We start from the raw sequence: 17719 nt of genomic DNA, 5'->3' as shown, positions 1-17719 counted from the left end.
AAACGCCGATGCGGCCGCAAGGCTGCATCGGACGGACAGGAATACCATGTCGGAGATAGACAAACTACAGTTTAAAGCCGTCGCATATAGTGGCCAACAGCCCGGTACGCGGCTGATCATCACCGGCGCCGTGCACGGTAATGAAACCTGCGGCACCCAGGCTATCCTGCGCGTGATGCAGGCGTTGGACAGCGGCGCGCTGCTGGTGCGGCGCGGAGCGGTGACGTTTGTGCCAGTGGCCAACCCGCTGGCGTATGCCAAGGGCGAGCGCGCCGGCGAGCGTAACCTCAACCGCAATCTGTTCCCGACTGCGCAGCCGCAGGATTTTGAAGACCGCGTGGCCAACTGGCTGTGTCCTCTTCTGGCGCAGCATGAAGTCCTGCTCGACCTGCATTCCTTTAACGCCGCCAGCGAACCGTTTGTGATGGTCGGGCCGCGCAACAATGATGGGCCGCTGGAGCCGTTCCAGCATGAAGAAAAGGAGCGCGCCCTCGCCCGCCGCCTCGGTGTGCGCCGTTTTGTCGATGGCTGGCTGCGCACCTATGGTGCCGGCGTCCAACGCCGCCTGCGTGGCAGCAGCGAACTGCAAACCGTCCTGCGCTACGGCATGGGCACCACCGAATACATGCGTTCCACCGGCGGCTACGCGCTGACGCTGGAGTGCGGCCAGCACCACGATCCGCAAGCGCCCGAGGTGGCCTACCGCGCCATTCTGAACACCCTGGCTTTCCTCGGCCTGATCGACGCCCCCGCGCCGCAACCGATTGCGCCAGAAGACATGGAAGCCCTGAGCATGGTGGCCGTCTACGACAAGCAGCACGCCGACGATACCTTCAGCCGCAACTGGTCCAGCTTTGATCCGGTCAGACAGGGCGAGGCAATCGGCCGCCGCGCCGACGGCACGCCGGTGCTGGCCGAGCACGACGGCCGCATCCTGTTCCCCGACAGCGCCGCCGGCGCCAACAGCGAATGGTACTATCTCACCCGCGCCAATCCATCATTCTAAAATTAAAACAAGGAGTCCTACATGCAGCTGGCTGCGCAAATCGTCACCGCCCTGGTGGCGCTGATCCACGTGTATATCGTTTTGCTGGAAACCGTATTGTTCAATTCCCGCGGCCGCCGGGTGTTCGGCCTCAGCATGGAGAAGGCCGAGATCGTCAAGGCGGCGATGTCTAACCAGGGCTGCTACAACGGCTTCCTGGTGGCCGCGCTGGTGGCCGGCTTCGTCCATCCGGACGCCGCCATCGCCTCCGCCTTCACCGTGTTCGGCCTGGCCTGCGTGGCTGTGGCCGGCGTGTGGGGCGGCCTCACTGTCAAGCGCTCCATCCTGCTGATCCAGACCCTGCCCGCCGTCATCGGCCTGGCGCTGCACTTCGCCGCCTGAACATGCAGACCAGGATCAACTGGATACTGCTGCTGTGCGCGGCAGTGGGCTTGGCTTTCACCGGCTATCAGGAAGTCAACAGCAAGCCGCGTGTGCGCGCGGTCGATCAGGCCTCTTGCACAACGGACGCCATCAAGCGCATCGACAGCATCACCGAGCGCGCGATCCAATCGGCCAAGTGCGCTGAACGCGGCAAATAAGCGTCTACTTGCGCAAGCTCGGCAGCGTGACCACCACCGTTGGCGGCGCCGTGGTCTCCGCTGCCGGCTTGGCGCCGGTGCCGCGCAGGGCCAGCAGCCAGCCGATGCCGTCGAACCAGAATGGCGAGCCCAGCGAGGCGGCAAACGCGGTGGCCACCCAGCCCATCAGCGCGAACGCCAGCGCGGCCAGAAACGCCGCCGTGCCGCTCACACTCTCAAAGCGTGACGATGGCCAGCCGATCGGCAAGCCCAGCAACTCTTGCGACTGCGCCTTGGCCTGCCTGACCTGCTCCAGCGCCGCTGGCGGCAGCACCGCCGGCTTGGCCGCTTCCGCTTTTTGCACCAGTTGCGCCGTCAGCGCCGAATCGCTCCACAGACGCTGCGACAACTGCAGCGCATCGATATTCATCACGCACGCATAAAACAGCCCGATCAGGAACAGCACGAACTGCGAGCGTCGCTTGTACCAGCCGCTGATGCGCTCCATCACCGTGTCGTACCAGATGCGCACGGCATTTTCCAGCGCGGCCGCATCATCCGGCCCCTCGCCCATGATGGCCAGCAGGGTGCGCGTCAAGCCTTCATTGCCGACGCTGTCCAGCAGCGCAGCAGCGGTCTTGCCCTTGCCATATTTGCTGGTCAGCGTGGCGACAAACGCGCGTGCAAAGATGGCTGATGGAATATACGACGGCAGGCGCCCGCGCTGCGCCATGCCGCTGATCAGCGGATGCCGCATTACCTCGGCCGTCAGCGATTTCGCACCCAGCCGGTCCAGCCGGAAACCGCCCTGGCGCCGGAACAGCCGCAAAATGGACGGCACAATGCCGCGCACGCGCGGCTTGGCGGACGATTCGTGCAACATGGTCAGCACGCCGTCCAGCAGCACTTTGGCGCGCGTCTGGAACAGCGAGGCGATCGCTTCCCGGGTGGCGCTGCACAGCAGGCTCACCGCCAGGAAGGTGTAGGACAGGCCTACCGCCACATCCAGATAATGACTCGACATACGGCCCTCGTTAGATTTCCAGCAATATTCCATAAACATAAAGGATTTTTCGGCCGCCAGCACGTTTTTCTTTTATATCGTAATATGACGATATTGAAATCGGAAAAACACGATACATATACCAGCCATGGACATCGACGCCATTCACAAAGCCCTTGCCAACCCGATGCGGCGCCAGATCCTGGCGTGGCTGAAGGAGCCGGAGCTGTACTTCTCGGAACAGCAGCATCCGCTGAACCTGGGGGTATGCGCCGGCATGATCGACCGCCGCGCCGGCCTGTCGCAATCGACCATGTCGGCCCATCTGGCGGTGCTGGTCAAGGCCGGGCTGGTGACGTCGCAGCGCGTCGGCCAGTGGAATTATTTCAAACGGGATGAAGCCGTGATCCAGGCCTTCATCGACCAAATGCAACTATAGGGAAGCTCATCATGCCAACTCTGTTCGATCCTATCACCGTAGGTGACCTCACTCTGAAAAACCGCGTCGTCATGGCGCCGCTGACCCGCGCCCGCGCGATTGGCGACGGCCGCGTGCCGAACGCCCTGATGGCCAAGTACTACGCCCAGCGCGCCAGTGCCGGCCTGATCCTGAGCGAAGCTACCGCCGTCACCCCGCAAGGCGTGGGCTACGCCAACACGCCGGGCCTGTGGTCCGATGAACAGGTGGAAGGCTGGAAGCAGGTCACCGCCGCCGTGCACGCCAAGGGCGGTGTCATCTTCGCCCAGCTGTGGCACGTGGGCCGCATCTCCGACCCGAGCTTCCTGAACGGCGAGGCGCCGGTTTCGGCCAGCGCGATCGCGGCGGAAGGCCACGTCAGCCTGCTGCGTCCGCAGCGCCCTTACCCGGTGCCGCGCGCGCTGGAGACGGCGGAACTGGCCGGCGTGGTGGCCGCCTACAAAAAGGCCGCCGAGAACGCCCAAAAAGCCGGCTTCGACGGTGTGCAGATCCACGGCGCCAACGGCTATCTGCTGGATCAGTTCCTGCAAGACAAGACCAACCAGCGCACCGACCAGTACGGCGGCCCGATCGAAAACCGCGCCCGCCTGATGCTGGAAGTGACCGATGCCGTGATCGAAGTCTGGGGTCCGGACCGGGTAGGCATGCACCTGGCGCCGCGCCGCGACTCGCACGACATGGGCGATTCCAACCCGGCCGAGACCTTTGGCTACGTGGCGCGCGAACTGGGCAAGCGCAAGATCGCCTTCATCGCCGCACGTGAAGCCGTCGGCGAAGACAGCCTGGCGCCGCTGATCAAGCAGGAATTCGGCGGCGTATTCATCGCCAATGAAAAGCTGGACAAGGTGGTGGCACAGGAGCTGCTGGAAAGCGGCAAGGCAGACGCGGTCGCCTTCGGCAAGGACTACATCGCCAACCCGGACCTGGTGGAGCGCCTGAAAGCGGACGCCCCACTGAATCCATGGAAGGCGGAAACCTTCTACGGCGCCACCGAAGAAGGCTACACCGACTATCCGGCGCTGGCCTGATGCCTTAGCGCGGTTGCGTGTACGTCACCGGCACGAACACGTAACCGCCCTTGCCGTTGGCACGCACATGGCCCAGTGCAGGGAAGGACAGGTGCGGGGCGCCGATCAGATAACCTTCCTTGGCCGCGGCCGCAAAGGCTTCCTTGCGCTCGGCAATGGCGATCTTGCTGTCCATGTCGAACTGGATGCCGACGCCGGGATCGTCAAACTGCACCGCCTGCACATGCAGCAGGTCGCCCAGCAAGACCAGCTTTTGCCCCTTGCTCTCCACCACATAGGTGATGTGGCCCGGGGTGTGTCCGCCGTTGAAGTAGGACTTGATGCCCGGCACCAGCTCGGTGTTGGCAATGATGGGCTGGAACTTGCCGGCCTTTATATACGGATTGATCGACACCATCGGTCCCTGGAAATTATCCTTGGCATCGGCCGAGGCCTTTTCCAGGTTGGTGGGATTCAGGTAGTAATCGGCGTCCAGCTTGCCGGCCCGCACCACCGCGTTCGGAAACACGCGCTGCTCGTTTGACGCCAGGCCGCCGACGTGATCGCCGTGCATATGGCTGATGTAGATCTCGTCCACCTGCTCCGGCTTGTAGCCGGCCGCCTTCAGATTCCCCAGCAGTTGTCCCAGCGTCGGCCCGAACAGGCTGGCCGCGCCGGTATCGATCAGCACCAGCTTGCTGCCGGTATTGATCAGGAAGCCGTTGACCGAGGTTTGCACCGGGCTTTTCTGGAAAGACTTGTCCAGCGCGGCAATGGTCTTGGCCGGCGGCTGCTTGAGCAGTTTTTCCACCGGCAGGTCCAGCGTGCCGTCGTTGAGCACCGTGATTTCAAAGTCGCCCAAGGTGGTGCGGTAAAAGCCCGGCGCCTGGAACCGGGCCATGGGCGCGCCCGCCTGCGCAGTGGCGCTGATCAGCAGCGCGGCAATGACGGTCAAGGTACGTGTGCTCATGGCTCCCCTATTTTAGAAATTGTCAGGAGCACTACAATACCTCAAATACAAGAATTTCGTCAGTAGGTCATCGGCAAGCGGAACGATAACTGCACGTCCGGCGTGTCGCGCGTCAGCCCGGCCCCAACCGCGACGTTGATGGTACGGCGCGCGTTGACGCGGTAGGAAAACCCCGTCAGCAAGGTGCCCAGCTGGGTGCGCACCGAGCCGGCCACCGGCACGCCATTCTGGCGGGTCCGGGCAATCGCGCTGTGCTCGTAGCCAAAACTGATCAGCGCCCGGTCGTTGAGCGCCAGGCCGATGCCAAAGTTAAAGCCCAACACGCCGCCCGGCGCGATCCGGCCCAGCGGCTCGGATTCGCCGCCCAGCACCCGCCGGCTGACATTGTTGCGTTTGACGTTGTACAAATAGCTGACACTGCCGAACAGGATGGCCGGATCGCTGGCAAACAGCCACGTCAGGCTGGGCTGCAAGGCGTAAAAGCCGGAACCGGTCGGCAGTTCCAGCGGCAGCCCGGTGCCGCTGGCGTTGGGACCGACGCAGCGCTGGCTGCAATCAGTCACCACGCTGAACGGATCGGTGCCGGTACGTGACTTGAAGCGCAGCCCGGCCACATAATACGGCCGGTCGGCGCCGCCCTGGTTGAGCTGGTAGCGCACGGCCAGCTCGGCGTCGGCCACGCCGCGCCCGCTGGTATCGAACACGCGGTCCACACCGGTGCCGGTGAACAGCTCGCGGCTGACGGTGGAGTCGGACCGGTACACATACGGCACTTTCAGCTCCAGCTCGGCACGGTTGCTCAGGCCGTAGCGCGCGGTGATGGCGGCGGTGCTGGTGTTGCGCTTGATCTCGCGCACGTCGACCAGCCCGATCAGCAGTGCCGGAATGATCGTGTAACCCACCAGCACCACCCGGTTGCTGGACGAGTAGCCGAACTGCAGCGACGGCTCCAGCACCAGCTTGCCATGTGGCGTCAGCACGCCCGGCTGCTCAAACAAGGGCGCCACGGCGGGTGGGCGTCCATCCTGCGGCGGCGCGCTGCCGACCTGCTCCGGCGCGGCCATGGCGGCGCCGCTGGCCAGCAGCGCTGCGGCCAGCCAATGTGCGTTTGCTTGCATACTCCTCCCCTATTTGCCGACCGCGCCGGCGAGTGCCGCGCGCAGACCGCCTTCAAAGTTAAGCGCCTTCAGCAACGTCAGGTTGGCCACCGTGGTGCTGATGGTGGTCTGGCTGCGGATTGCCTGATCGTTGCGGCTGTTCCGCACCAGCACGGCTGCCATGGCGTCCGTGGCAGCCTGCGCCTGCGCAGCGCTCAACTGTGTCATATCGGGGATGGAAAAATGGGTACTCGCTACAACAGTGCCATTGATCGAAACCAAACGTTCGACACCTAATGACACCAGCAAGCCGTTGGTCAGCTCAAAGCCGCCGCGCACCTGCGCCAGCAGCGCGTCGTCCACGGCCTGCTGGGCTTGCGCAGCCGTGGCGCTGGTCAGCAGCACGGCGCATAAGAGATTGCGCATGGCAGCGCCTCCTTTAAAAGTTGCCGCTGCCATTCTTGGGCAGCGTGATGTCGCTCAGGCTGGCGCGATTGATGGCCTGGTCCAGTGGCGCGCGCGGTACCACTGCCCAGTCGGCCGGCAGATTGAAGCCGGGCCGGCCCGGCCATTGGTGGATGACAAACAGCAGGCGGTCCGGCCAGGCCGCCTCAAAGTCGGCGCGACGCATGGCGCGCGTGCCGCCGGCCGGATCGCCGATCAGCACGCGCTGCGCATCCACGCCCTTGATGACGACAAAATGCCAGTAGCCGTTTTCCGCGATGCGCACAATGGCCGGCCGGCGCGCCTGCGCCAGCTTGTCCAGCGGCTGCGTGAAGCCGTCGGCGGTAAAACCGAGCTGCGCGAGATAGCGTTTCATGTCCAGCATCGAGAACCCCTCGTGGCGGATCTTGTCCTGGTCGCCCAGTGCATACATCGCGTCGAATGCCTGCTGCTCCGACACCGGCCTGTCGTAGTGATACGTGAGCAGCGTCGCCACCGCTGCCGAGCCGCAGCTGAAATCGAAATGCTGGCGTACGGTCGAGCGAAAGCGCGCTGCTTTCAGGCTGGTGACCGGCAGCACATAAGCGCCGCTGCCCACTGCCGGCAGGTCGGCGGCATGGACGCCGCAGGCCAGCGTCAACAGCAGGAGCAGCTTCATTGCAGCTGGATGTTGATGATGGTGGCGTTTTGTATCAGCACATTGGCGCCGGAATTTTGTATCGCCACCGGCAAGCCTGCCGCATTGCTGAAAGCCCCGCTGCTGATGGTATTGGCGCCGCTGTTGACATTGAGCGCGGCATTGCCGGCCACCGTGCCGTTCACTCGCATCTCGTTGCTGACCGTGTCCGCGCCGGCATGCAGCGCGGCCAGTTGTTCCTCCGCCACCGGCACGCCGTCGAAATCCGGCGCGGCCAGCACCAGGCCGGCGGCCAATATGGAAGCGATATACATACCTGCCCTCCTTTTCATGAAGGCGGGACGCCTGCGCCCCGCCCGGTTGCTTATCGTCCGAGCGACAGGTTGGACTGCACGTTGACGCTTTGCTGCACCAGCGCCGCCATGCCGCTGTTCTGCGACGCCACCATGATGCCGGCGGCCGACTGGCCGACACTGCTCATGCTGTTGGACATGTTGAAGGTGCCGGCGCTCACCGTGAGCGCGCCGCTGGCGCCGCCCGTGGCTGCGCCGCCGGCACCACCCGCGGCCGCCCCGCCGGTATTCGTGCCGCCGCCACCGCCTGCGCCAGCGGTGCTGCCGCCGCCGCCCGCACCACCGGCCGCGCCGGCGCCGCCGGTGGCGCTGCCGTTGGTGGGCGCGCCATTGCTGGCCGTGCCGGCACTCGCCGCACCGCCCGCCGCGCCGGCGCCTGTGGTTTCGGAAGCTGCGCCCGTATTGCCGGCCGCCGCGCCGCCGCCGGCGCCGCCCGCACCGCCGTTGCCACCGTAGCTGCCGCCCACGTATGGCGAGCCATTGGTGGCGCTGCCATTGGCGCCAGCGGCGCCCGCGCCGCCGGCCGCGCCGTTGCCGGCATAGGCATCGCCACCGTTCGCGCCCAGGCCGACAGCGCTGCCGCCGCCCGCCATGCCGCCCGCACCGCCGTTGGCTGCGCCGCCGCGGCTGTTGCCGCTGTTGTCAGCGTAATTGCCGATGCCGCTCACCATATTGCCGCCTACCGTGCCGTTCAAAGTGCTGACGGCGTGGGCGCTGGAAGTGTTGAACGAGTTGCTGAACGCCGAAGTGGCCGTACCGCCGTTATTGGCCGCCACGCCCGCCAGCGCGCTGGCGCTGGCGGCGCCGCTGCTGTTGTTATTGTTGTTCTGGTTGCGGGTGCTGTTATCGAGCGTGGCGCTGGAGTTGTCGTTGGCGGCCGGGCCTGCGCCCGATTGCGTGGTTGCCGTTTGCGCGTAAGCCTGCGCACCAAAAGCCAGCGCAATCATGGCGCCGATCAGAGTTTTTTTCATAGTTGCTCCTACCTTGCAGTTTGAGGAATGGGACCGGGAGCTATCCCGGTCCGGCTTCTTTCGCAAACTTGGTGCCACCGCTTGCAAAGCATTGATCTGCAAGGCCTATCTCTGCCGGCACGGCACGCGGCGCACGCCGGACAGCGGCAACGCGTCACGCCTGCGTGACAGTGCAGTGGCTTATTCACTCTGTCCATCGGTGTAACCAGCGCGTGACGGCGCGTTGATGCCATGCTTGGCCAGCAGACGGTAGAGCGTCATGCGCGATACGCCGAGATCGCGCGCCGCCAGCGTGATATTGCTGCCGGCACGCAGCAGGCTGGCATCGATGGCGTCGCGCTCGGCACGGATGCGAACGTCGTCCAGCGCCAGCGGCGCCGGCGCCGTAGTGCCTTTCAGTCCGAGGTCTTGCGGCAGTATCAGGCGCCCTTCGGCCATGACCATGGCGCGGCGCACGCGGTTAATCAGTTCGCGCACATTGCCGGGCCAGTCATGTTCACGGATGGCTTGCGCCGCGCGGCTGCTGAATCCTTTCACGCGCGGCGCACGCTCGCCGGAGAAGGCATGGAAAAAATGTTCGGCCAGCGGCAGCAGATCGTCGCGCCGCTCGCGCAGCGGCGGCACATCCAGCGCCAGCACATTCAGCCGGTAATAGAGGTCTTCGCGAAAAGCACCGCGCTGCACCGCCTGTTCCAGGTTGACGTGCGACGCGGCGATCACGCGCACATCAACCGCGATGCTGCGCGTGCCGCCGACGCGATAGATGGTCTTCTCCTGCAAAAAACGCAGCAGGTTGGCTTGCAGTTCCATCGGCAGATCGCCAATTTCGTCAAGGAACACCGAGCCGCCCTGCGCGCTTTCAAGCAGGCCGCGCTTGTCGCGCGCGGCGCCGGTGAAAGCACCGCGCTCATGGCCGAACAACTCCGATTGAATCAGCGCGGCCGGAATGGCGCCGCAGTTGATCGGTACGAACGGGCCTTTGCGGCGTGGCGAATGCGCGTGCACCGCTTGCGCGGCCAGTTCCTTGCCGCTGCCGCTCTCGCCCCAGATCAGCACCGGCGCGCTGGCCGCCGCCACCTTGGCGATTTGCCGCCGCAGACGTGTAATGGCAGCGCTTTGGCCGGTCAGCGCGGCGTCGCCCACGGCACGCGGAGCAGCATCGTCCGCGCGCAAGACCGCCATGCCGAGCGCGTGGCCCAGGGCATGGCGCAGCCGTTGGTTGTCCACCGGCCAGGTATGGTAATCGTCGCAGTGATCGCGCACCAGCTGGCGCCACGCCGGCTGTGCCAGCAGGGCCGGCGGCAGCACGGCAATCCAGTGCTGCGCCCAGTGCTCCTGCAAAAAGCCGTGCAGCACGTCGCGCTGGTCGGCCTCCCGCACCAGCAGCAGGCCTACGGCGCAGGGCCGCGCCTGCACATGACGGCGCGCGTCCGCCGGGGTCGCCACCTGGATGATTTCCCAGCCCTCCGGCAAACCCGGTACGCCGACGCCCACGCACAGTATCGATTTCGTCGTCATGCTGGTTGGACGGGCAATGATGTGAAAAGTTCAAGCTTGTGCCACTGCCGAGCCCAATATAGAATGCGCGCTGCTTTTTTGAACAGGTGAATAACAACCTGTCAATAGTTCACATAAATTAAAAAAACGGGATGTAGTGAGATGAACGACGACGAATTGAAGCCGGCCACGCTGCCCAACTGGAGCCAGCGCGCAGCGCTGCGCACGCTGAACCTGTTCGGCTGGCGCATGCTGTATCGCCCCCTGCCCGGGCCGCGCGGCATCGTGGTGGTGTATCCGCACACGTCGAACTGGGACTTCATGGTCGGCCTGTTCGGCAAGTGGGCGCTGAACCTGCCGTTCCGCTGGCTGGCCAAGGATTCGCTGTTCAAGACGCCGCTGGGCGGCTGGTTCCGTTCATTGGGCGGCGAGCCGGTGGACCGCAGCGCGCCGCAAGGCATGATACGCGCGCAGGCCGAGCGCATGAACGCGGCCGACTGGTACTGGCTGGCCATCACGCCGGAAGCCACGCGCAGCTATCGCCCGCACTGGAAGAGCGGCTTCTATCACCTGGCGCTGGAAGCCAAGGTGCCTTTGTGCCTGGTGTATATCGATTATCCCAACAAGACGCTGGGCGTGGTCGATCACTTGCATCTGACCGGCGACCAGCAGGCCGACATGGCCGCGATTGCCGCCGTGTACGCGGGCCATCGCGGCCTGTATCCAAAAAACGAAGCGCCCATCGTGCTGCAGGAACGCCGCAGCGAAGAGCGCAAGTAAGTCTTACACCGTCGCCGCCAGCATCACACCGGTGGCGGCGATGGCCGCTCCCGAGGCCTTCACGGCCAGCGCCGGGCTGACGCGGCCCAGCAGATTCCCACCATAGACCAGCAACAGGCTGGCGGCCAGCAGGCCGACCGCGCTGACCGTCTGCGGCAGTTCGTGGCCGTGCGCGTTGCCGTGCAAGATGGCGAAGGCGCTGATCATCACGGCGCTGACGGCTGCCGGCAGACGCGCGGCCGCAGCCAGCAGCACGCCCATCAGGGCCACCGTCAGGGCGATGCCGGTTTCCAGTCCCGGCACGGTGAGGCCCGCCGCGCCGGTCGCCATGCCGATCAACAGCATGCCGATGAACGTGGCCGGCAGCCATTTGGCATTCGGCTGGCGCACGCTCCACGCGCCCACTGCCAGCATGGCCAGCAGGTGATCGAGTCCGGTGAACGGGTGCGCAAAGCCGGCCAGGAAGCCGTGCGCGTGCGCGCCGGTGCCGGTGTGTGCCATGGCGGCGGTGCTGGCGACGGCCAGCGTGATAGCGGTGACGGTTTTTTTCATGGTTCTCTCCTTAGTGGCCCAGCAGGCCTTGTTCGCGGATGAAGTCGATGACCTTGGTCACGCCTTCGCCGCTGCGCAGATTGGTGAAGATGAAGGGACGGCTGCCGCGCTGCTGCCTGGCGTCGCGCGCCATGATGTCCAGGTCTGCGCCAACGTGCGGCGCCAGGTCAGTCTTGTTGATGATCAGCAGATCGGAGCGCGTGATGCCGGGACCGCCCTTGCGCGGAATCTTCTCGCCGCCCGCCACGTCGATCACGTAGATGGTGAGGTCGGACAGTTCCGGACTGAAGGTGGCGGCCAGGTTGTCGCCGCCCGACTCCACCAGGATCAGATCCAGGTTGGGGAAGTCGGCCTGCATGCGGGCGATGGCTTCCAGGTTGATCGAAGCGTCTTCGCGGATGGCCGTGTGCGGGCAGCCGCCGGTTTCCACGCCCATCAGGCGCTCGGCCGGCAGCGCGTCCGCGCGCAGCAGGATTTCCATGTCTTCCTTGGTGTAGATGTCGTTGGTGATGACGGCCATGTCGTAATGGTCGCGCATGCCCTTGCACAGCATTTCGCACAGCGCGGTCTTGCCGGAGCCCACAGGGCCGCCGATGCCGACGCGGAGAGGATTGGAAGTATTCATAAGTAGTCTTTCAGGATCTGTATAAACGGCTGTATTGCACTTCATGCTGCATCGACAGCAGCGACAGGCCCGGCGCCCAGTTGCACATGTCGTCATCGCTGACGGTTTGCGCGTGGCGGGCAGCGGCTTCGATTTCTTCACGCAGCGACAGCAGCATGCGCTGGCCTGCCACCTGCCCCAGCGGCACCGACTTCACGCACACCAGCACCTGGTTCTCGGCCCAGGCGAACAGCATGGCCAGCAGCGCTTCCGCGTGCGGGATCTGCAAGGCCGCGACGGCGCAGCCGAAAGCGGTGGGCAGAGCGACTTCCGGCTCGCGCTGGAGCTGGGCCAGCATGTCGGCATCGGTAATGCCTAGTTCGGCCACCAGTTTGGTGAGCGAGTAGCCCATCTGGATGGTCTCGGCGCGGAATTCGGCGCTGTCGCGTGAGGCGATGAATTTTTCGCTCCAGTCGCTGACGGCGTGCCAGTCGCGCGCCGACCAGGCTTGCATCAGACGCCATGCGATGGGTGCTTCCCATTGCGCCACCACCTCGTGCAGATGGCGCACGATCCAGGCGCGCGCGCTGTCGGCGTTGCGTACCGCGCCGCTTTCCAGCGCCGCCTCCAGCCCTTGCGAATAGCTGTATGCGCCAATCGGCAAAGCCGGGCTGGCGAATTGCAGCAGATGCAGCAGCGCCGCCGCCTGCATCACCACGTCGCCCCGGCGCAGGCGGTGCGGTCCGCCGCTGCGGCCCATGGAGCGCGTGCCCCGATGCTCAGCATGGGTCCCGGCCTGCGCCGGGACGACACGCCGGTCGTCATTTCGGATCGCCCGGGCGGTGGATCTTCTGGCGCAGCGGAATCGGCGCCAGCGGCCCATCGTGATGATGCGCGTGGCCGCCGCCATACGCGCCGGACTCCGGCTCAAACGCCGCCGACTCTTCCACCACCGTCGCGCCCAGCCCCGCCAGCATCTCCTTCAACACCGCATCGGCGCGGATGCGCAGGAAGCCGTCACCCACCTGCGCCTGCGTATGGCGGTTCCCGAGATGGAATGCGCAACGCAGCAGTGCGTGCGCATCGGCGCACGTCACTTTATAGGTGGGCTCCGGCGCGGCCACCACACGCACCACGCGCTTGTCTTCGCCGGTCAGCAGATCGCCATCGCGCAGCACGGTGCCGCGCACGGTGAACACCGCCACGTCTTCGCCGGTGTCCAGCGTGGCGCGCAGACGGCATTTCTCGCGCAGTTCATACGGCAGCACCAGTTGCGCGGCAATCGCATCGGCATGAGGAATCTTGGTATGTAAGGTCAGCATAATCAGAACAGGAAATAGCGTTGCGCCATCGGCAGGACGGCAGCCGGTTCGCACACCAGCAGCTCGCCGTTGGCGCGCACTTCATAGGTTTCGGGATTGACATCCATCTTCGGCGCCAGCGCGTTGTGGATCATGTCCGACTTGCGCAGCGCGCGCATGCCCTTGGCCACGATCAGCGTCTTGTTCAACTTGAGCGCATCGCCGATCCCGGCGTCATACGCGGCCTGCGACACAAAGGTGAACGACTTCTTCAAGCCGCCGCCGTAGGAGCCGAACATCGGCCGGTAGTGCACCGGCTGCGGTGTTGGAATCGAGGCGTTCGGATCGCCCATCTGCGCGGCGGCGATCATGCCGCCCTTGAGTATGGTGGACGGCTTCACGCCGAAGAACGCGGGCTTCCACAGCACCAGGTCCGCGATCTTTCCCACTTCCACCGAGCCCACCGCGTGCGCGATACCGTGGGTGATGGCCGGGTTGATGGTGTATTTGGCGACATAGCGCTTGACGCGGAAGTTATCCGCGCGCGAGCTATCCGGCGCCAGCGGCCCGCGCTGCACCTTCATCTTGTGCGCCGTCTGCCAGGTGCGCATGATGACCTCACCCACGCGGCCCATGGCCTGCGAGTCGGACGACATCATCGAAATGGCGCCGATATCGTGCAGGATATCTTCCGCCGCGATGGTCTCGCGGCGGATACGCGATTCGGCAAACGCCACATCTTCGGTGATGGCCGCATCGAGGTGGTGGCAGACCATCAGCATATCCAGGTGCTCATCCAGCGTGTTGACCGTGTACGGCCGCGTAGGATTGGTCGATGATGGCAGCACGTTGCCCTCGCCCACCGCTGCGATGATGTCCGGCGCATGGCCGCCGCCCGCGCCTTCGGTGTGGAAGGTGTGGATGGTACGGTCCTTGAACGCCGCCAGCGTGTCGGCCAGATAGCCGCCTTCGTTCAGCGTATCGCTGTGAATCGCGACCTGGATGTCCATGTTGTCGGCCACCGTCAGGCAGTTGTCGATGGCGGCCGGGGTGCTGCCCCAGTCCTCGTGCAGCTTCAGGCCGATCGCGCCGGCGCGCACCTGCTCTTCCAGCGGCGCCGGCAAACTGACATTGCCCTTGCCGAGGAAGCCGAGGTTCATCGGAAACGCGTCCGCCGCCTGCAGCATCGAATGCAGATGCCACGGCCCCGGCGTGCAGGTGGTGGCCGAGGTGCCGGCCGAAGGCCCGGTGCCGCCGCCGATCATGGTGGTCACGCCGCTCATCAGCGCCTCCTCGATCTGCTGCGGGCAGATGAAGTGGATGTGCGTATCGACGCCGCCGGCGGTGACGATCATGCCCTCGCCCGCAATAATCTCGGTCGCGCCGCCGATCGCCATCGTCACATGCGATTGAATGTCCGGATTGCCGGCCTTGCCGATGGCGGCGATCATGCCGTTCTTCAGGCCGATGTCCGCCTTGACGATGCCCCAGTGATCGACGATCACCGCATTGGTGATCACCGTATCCATCACATCGGCGGCCACGCGCTGCGACTGGCCCATGCCGTCGCGGATCACTTTGCCGCCGCCGAACTTCACTTCCTCGCCGTAGATGGCGTAGTCTTTCTCGATTTCGATAAACAGTTCCGTATCGGCCAGGCGGATGCGGTCCCCGGTGGTGGGGCCGAACATCTCCGCGTAGGCGCGGCGCGAGATTGTAGCCATGAGAGCCTTTATGCCTTGGGTGGTGTGGAAGCCAGTTTGCCCATTACCTTGCCGTTGAAGCCATAGACTTCCTGATCGCCGTCCAGCTTCACCAGTTCCACGGTGCGCTGCTGGCCCGGCTCGAAGCGCACGGCGGTGCCGGCGGCGATATTCAGGCGCATGCCGTAAGCCTTCCAGCGTTCCAGCTTGAGCACGGAGTTGACTTCAAAAAAATGGAAATGCGAGCCGATTTGCACCGGACGGTCGCCCTGGTTGGTGACGACGACAGTGGTGGTTTCGCGGCCTTCGTTAAGACCGATCTCGCCCTCTTCAAGCTTGTATTCGCCTGGGATCATGATGAACTCCTTTAGGGGATGGGGTTGTGGACAGTCACAAGCTTGCTCCCATCGGGGAACGTCGCTTCGACCTGGATGTCAGGGATCATTTCGGGGATACCCTCCATGACGTCGGCGCGCGTGAGTATGCGCGTGCCGTCGGACATCAGTTCTGCGACAGTTTTGCCGTCGCGGGCACCTTCCATGATGGCGCAGGTGATAAGCGCCACCGCTTCCGGGTAGTTCAACTTCAAGCCGCGGGCAAGGCGGCGTTCCGCCACCAGGCCTGCGGTAAAAATCAACAGCTTGTCTTTTTCGCGTGGAGTCAGGTCCATATCGTGTTCTCTCTCAGGTTTGCCAGATGCGCGGCGTGACGGCCTCGCGTCCAAGCAGATGCGGGCGCAGGCGGCGCCATACGGTGAGCATCAGGCGGCGCGCGGTTTCGCTGTCGCCGCCGAGGTGACGGGCCACCAGCACGCCCTTGGTTTGGGTGACGCCGAAAACGTGATCGCCGTCGGCGGCGATGTCGGCGCGGATGTCGTTCAGCACAGCGGCAGGCAGTGGTTTGCTGGCGGCGATCAGCGTGGCGCACACGGTGCTGCCGTTGAGCGTGAGCGGACTATCGAGCCGGCCGCCGATCATGTCGCCCTGCTCCCACCAGATCAGCCGTCCCTCGCGGCGGATGCTGCTGCGCTGGCGGATGCTGCCGGTGTTGAATACTTCGCCCGAACCGCTGCGGCCCATGCACAGGATTTCGCAGCCGAGGAAGGTGGCGCCGGCCGCCAGTTCCACATGCTGGTCCAGCACCACGTTAGCGGTATCAAAGAAGATGGTCTCCTGCGGCAGCCATTCGAGGGCGGCGTTTTCGTTCACATGCAAGTGCACAGCCTGGTGTGACACCTTGCCGTTGGCCTGATACCACTTGGCCGCGCCGGGCGTGGTGATGAAGGCATGCGCGTGGTCGCCCACGCCGATGTCGATCGCCAGCTGATCGCCGCCAACCACGCCGCCCGGCGGATGGACGATGATGGCCTGGCAGACCCTGGCGTCTTCCGGGTAAAGGGCTTTCTGCACGCGCAGCGGGCCGTAATGGATTTTGTTAAACAGCCGCGTGGTGCCGGCATCGTCCGCAAACCCGAGGGTGAGACTGGCCTGCCAGGCACTGTGGCCAGTACTGGCGGCGTGGTCACGCGGGGCGGTGCAGTCAGGCATGGAATCACATACATGTTAAATAATGTGCTGTCCCATGCAATCCTTGTGCCAGCAGAAAATCTCCTCTTCACGCGCGCCACGCACCGTTAAGCAGCACAACGCACCAGACTGGTGCGACAGGCCGTTAGAATCGGATAGTATTGATGCGCAGAAATGTTCATATAATAAGCGCATGTCAACATCACGTTTTTCCGCCATCCTGGCGCTCCTGGCTATGGGCAGCGCCCAGGCCGCCACGGTGGGCGCCGAACATTGCCGCGTCATCCTGCCCACCCAGGTGGAGGTGGCCAACGAAACCGTCGAATGGAAAGGTCCCTGCCTTAACGGCTATGCCGACGGCGCCGGCACTTTGCGGCGCTTCGTGAAGCAGCAGCAGATTGGCAGCTTTGAAGGCCGCATGGCCGAGGGCATGATGGCCGAGGGCTACGAAAGGACGCCGGATGGCGCACAGTACGAAGGCCAGTACAAGAAAGGCCTACGCGATGGCAAAGGCAGCGCCATCGCCAGGGATGGCGTACGCTACGACGGCGAATGGCGCGCCGGATTGCGCAACGGCCGTGGCGTGATCAACTACCCGGTGGGCGGCAGCTACGACGGCCCGTGGCTGGACGACCACCCAAGCGGTGGCGATGGAAAAATCACCTACGCCGGCGGTCTGCGCACCGTCAGCGCCAGCGAATTCGTGCCACCGCCAGAGGATGACGGCGAAGTACAAAAATTCCGGTTGAAAGAGAACACGCTCAACAGCATCAAGCGGTTTGCGGACGATGTGGCATACGGGACTGCCGTGCCATTCGACAAAGGCTACGCGCAGATGACGCCTCAACAGCAGCAACAGTTCCGCCGGCACTATCCTTTCCTGCATCCGGACGATGTGCCGCCTTACCCGGAGAAAGGCACAGCGGAGATCATGGGCTGGCTATCGAAAGCGCAGGGCAATGTCAGGGCACAGGGGGAATTCAGCGCCATCGTCGATGTGGATGCCAGTGGCAAAGCCAGCACCATGACCATCTACTCCTCGCCAAGCGCAGAGCTGACTGAGGTCATCAAGATTGTCCTGTTCAATCAGAAGTTCTCGCCAGCCCGGTGTAATGGCACGCCTTGTGCCATGCGCTACCCGTTTATCGTCAAGTTCAGGGACTGATAGCTGCCGTTTCACCGCATTGCCAAGCGTTGTCGCCTCCGGCAAAAGGCGGCTGTTGTAAAAAA

The 17719-nt window shown here is 64.5% G+C and carries 23 protein-coding genes; 7 read left to right on the top strand and 16 right to left on the bottom strand.

Annotated elements, in window-relative coordinates; all coding sequences use genetic code 11:
* The first annotated feature begins 46 nt into the window (after positions 1-46).
* The 3 genes from ABDW57_RS06440 to ABDW57_RS06430 are packed head-to-tail and all read left to right on the top strand — an operon-like array spanning position 47 to position 1587.
* The gene (locus ABDW57_RS06440; RefSeq protein ID WP_343729374.1) at positions 47-1006 is read left to right on the top strand and encodes a succinylglutamate desuccinylase/aspartoacylase family protein; all 960 of its coding nucleotides are present in this window, start codon (positions 47-49) and stop codon (positions 1004-1006) included.
* A 21-nt stretch (positions 1007-1027) separates the two neighbouring features.
* A complete protein-coding gene (locus tag ABDW57_RS06435; RefSeq protein ID WP_343729373.1) occupies positions 1028-1387 on the top strand; it encodes a DUF1304 domain-containing protein in 360 nt (119 codons plus the stop codon).
* A 2-nt stretch (positions 1388-1389) separates the two neighbouring features.
* Positions 1390-1587 (top strand): hypothetical protein, encoded by a 198-nt coding sequence (locus tag ABDW57_RS06430; protein ID WP_343729372.1) that lies wholly within the window; start codon positions 1390-1392, stop codon positions 1585-1587.
* A 4-nt stretch (positions 1588-1591) separates the two neighbouring features.
* Here ABDW57_RS06430 and ABDW57_RS06425 read toward each other — a convergent pair whose 3' ends face one another.
* Complete coding sequence (locus ABDW57_RS06425) at positions 1592-2590, bottom strand: hypothetical protein (protein WP_343729371.1); 999 nt, start codon at positions 2588-2590, stop codon at positions 1592-1594.
* A gap of 127 nt (positions 2591-2717) precedes the next feature.
* Here ABDW57_RS06425 and ABDW57_RS06420 point away from each other — a divergent pair, with 127 nt between their 5' ends.
* Positions 2718-3008: a metalloregulator ArsR/SmtB family transcription factor gene (locus tag ABDW57_RS06420; RefSeq protein ID WP_343729370.1), complete on the top strand. Its 291-nt coding sequence runs from the start codon at positions 2718-2720 to the stop codon at positions 3006-3008.
* Positions 3009-3019: 11 nt separating this feature from the next.
* The gene (locus ABDW57_RS06415; protein WP_343729369.1) at positions 3020-4075 is read left to right on the top strand and encodes an alkene reductase; all 1056 of its coding nucleotides are present in this window, start codon (positions 3020-3022) and stop codon (positions 4073-4075) included.
* Between the two features lie 4 nt (positions 4076-4079).
* On the opposite strand, the gene ABDW57_RS06410 is transcribed toward ABDW57_RS06415, so the two are convergent.
* From ABDW57_RS06410 to ABDW57_RS06380, 7 genes are all read right to left on the bottom strand, one after another.
* On the bottom strand, positions 4080-5024 hold the full coding sequence (locus ABDW57_RS06410) for an MBL fold metallo-hydrolase (RefSeq protein ID WP_343729368.1): 945 nt from the start codon (positions 5022-5024) through the stop codon (positions 4080-4082).
* Between the two features lie 59 nt (positions 5025-5083).
* A complete protein-coding gene (locus ABDW57_RS06405) occupies positions 5084-6142 on the bottom strand; it encodes an acetate kinase (RefSeq protein WP_343729367.1) in 1059 nt (352 codons plus the stop codon).
* 9 nt (positions 6143-6151) lie between these two features.
* On the bottom strand, positions 6152-6547 hold the full coding sequence (locus tag ABDW57_RS06400; RefSeq protein WP_343729366.1) for a hypothetical protein: 396 nt from the start codon (positions 6545-6547) through the stop codon (positions 6152-6154).
* Between the two features lie 13 nt (positions 6548-6560).
* Complete coding sequence (locus ABDW57_RS06395; RefSeq protein ID WP_343729365.1) at positions 6561-7223, bottom strand: C39 family peptidase; 663 nt, start codon at positions 7221-7223, stop codon at positions 6561-6563.
* Positions 7220-7516: a hypothetical protein gene (locus ABDW57_RS06390; protein ID WP_343729364.1), complete on the bottom strand. Its 297-nt coding sequence runs from the start codon at positions 7514-7516 to the stop codon at positions 7220-7222. Before ABDW57_RS06390 ends, ABDW57_RS06395 begins: the two co-directional genes overlap by 4 nt.
* A gap of 50 nt (positions 7517-7566) precedes the next feature.
* Positions 7567-8526, bottom strand: coding sequence for a hypothetical protein (locus tag ABDW57_RS06385; RefSeq protein ID WP_343729363.1), 960 nt, complete (start codon positions 8524-8526; stop codon positions 7567-7569).
* 180 nt (positions 8527-8706) lie between these two features.
* Positions 8707-10044 carry a sigma-54 dependent transcriptional regulator gene (locus tag ABDW57_RS06380; protein WP_343729362.1) on the bottom strand — a complete coding sequence of 446 codons (1338 nt, stop codon included), beginning with the start codon at positions 10042-10044 and terminating at the stop codon, positions 8707-8709.
* 141 nt (positions 10045-10185) lie between these two features.
* Between ABDW57_RS06380 and ABDW57_RS06375 the strand changes: the two genes are divergently transcribed.
* Positions 10186-10803, top strand: coding sequence for a 1-acyl-sn-glycerol-3-phosphate acyltransferase (locus tag ABDW57_RS06375; RefSeq protein WP_343729361.1), 618 nt, complete (start codon positions 10186-10188; stop codon positions 10801-10803).
* A 3-nt stretch (positions 10804-10806) separates the two neighbouring features.
* Here ABDW57_RS06375 and ABDW57_RS06370 read toward each other — a convergent pair whose 3' ends face one another.
* From ABDW57_RS06370 to ABDW57_RS06335, 8 genes are all read right to left on the bottom strand, one after another.
* Positions 10807-11355, bottom strand: coding sequence for a HupE/UreJ family protein (locus ABDW57_RS06370; protein ID WP_343729360.1), 549 nt, complete (start codon positions 11353-11355; stop codon positions 10807-10809).
* Between the two features lie 10 nt (positions 11356-11365).
* On the bottom strand, positions 11366-11980 hold the full coding sequence (gene ureG, locus ABDW57_RS06365; RefSeq protein ID WP_343729359.1) for an urease accessory protein UreG: 615 nt from the start codon (positions 11978-11980) through the stop codon (positions 11366-11368).
* Between the two features lie 10 nt (positions 11981-11990).
* Positions 11991-12671, bottom strand: coding sequence for an urease accessory protein UreF (locus ABDW57_RS06360; protein WP_343729573.1), 681 nt, complete (start codon positions 12669-12671; stop codon positions 11991-11993).
* Positions 12672-12780: 109 nt separating this feature from the next.
* Positions 12781-13281, bottom strand: coding sequence for an urease accessory protein UreE (ureE, locus tag ABDW57_RS06355; protein ID WP_343729358.1), 501 nt, complete (start codon positions 13279-13281; stop codon positions 12781-12783).
* Between the two features lie 2 nt (positions 13282-13283).
* Positions 13284-14984, bottom strand: coding sequence for an urease subunit alpha (gene ureC, locus ABDW57_RS06350; protein WP_343729357.1), 1701 nt, complete (start codon positions 14982-14984; stop codon positions 13284-13286).
* Between the two features lie 8 nt (positions 14985-14992).
* Entirely contained in the window at positions 14993-15319 is a 327-nt protein-coding gene (locus ABDW57_RS06345) for an urease subunit beta (RefSeq protein WP_343729356.1), read from the bottom strand.
* Between the two features lie 11 nt (positions 15320-15330).
* On the bottom strand, positions 15331-15633 hold the full coding sequence (locus ABDW57_RS06340; protein ID WP_155462509.1) for an urease subunit gamma: 303 nt from the start codon (positions 15631-15633) through the stop codon (positions 15331-15333).
* 13 nt (positions 15634-15646) lie between these two features.
* Positions 15647-16510: an urease accessory protein UreD gene (locus ABDW57_RS06335; RefSeq protein WP_343729355.1), complete on the bottom strand. Its 864-nt coding sequence runs from the start codon at positions 16508-16510 to the stop codon at positions 15647-15649.
* A gap of 172 nt (positions 16511-16682) precedes the next feature.
* On the opposite strand from ABDW57_RS06335, the gene ABDW57_RS06330 reads away from it, so the two are divergent.
* Positions 16683-17654: a hypothetical protein gene (locus ABDW57_RS06330; protein WP_343729354.1), complete on the top strand. Its 972-nt coding sequence runs from the start codon at positions 16683-16685 to the stop codon at positions 17652-17654.
* Positions 17655-17719 lie beyond the last annotated feature (65 nt).

Origin of the sequence: Duganella sp., assembly GCF_039595735.1 — a bacterium.
In the GTDB taxonomy this organism is placed as follows: Bacteria; Pseudomonadota; Gammaproteobacteria; order Burkholderiales; family Burkholderiaceae_D; genus Rugamonas.
This window is presented reverse-complemented; position numbering and strand designations above follow the sequence as displayed.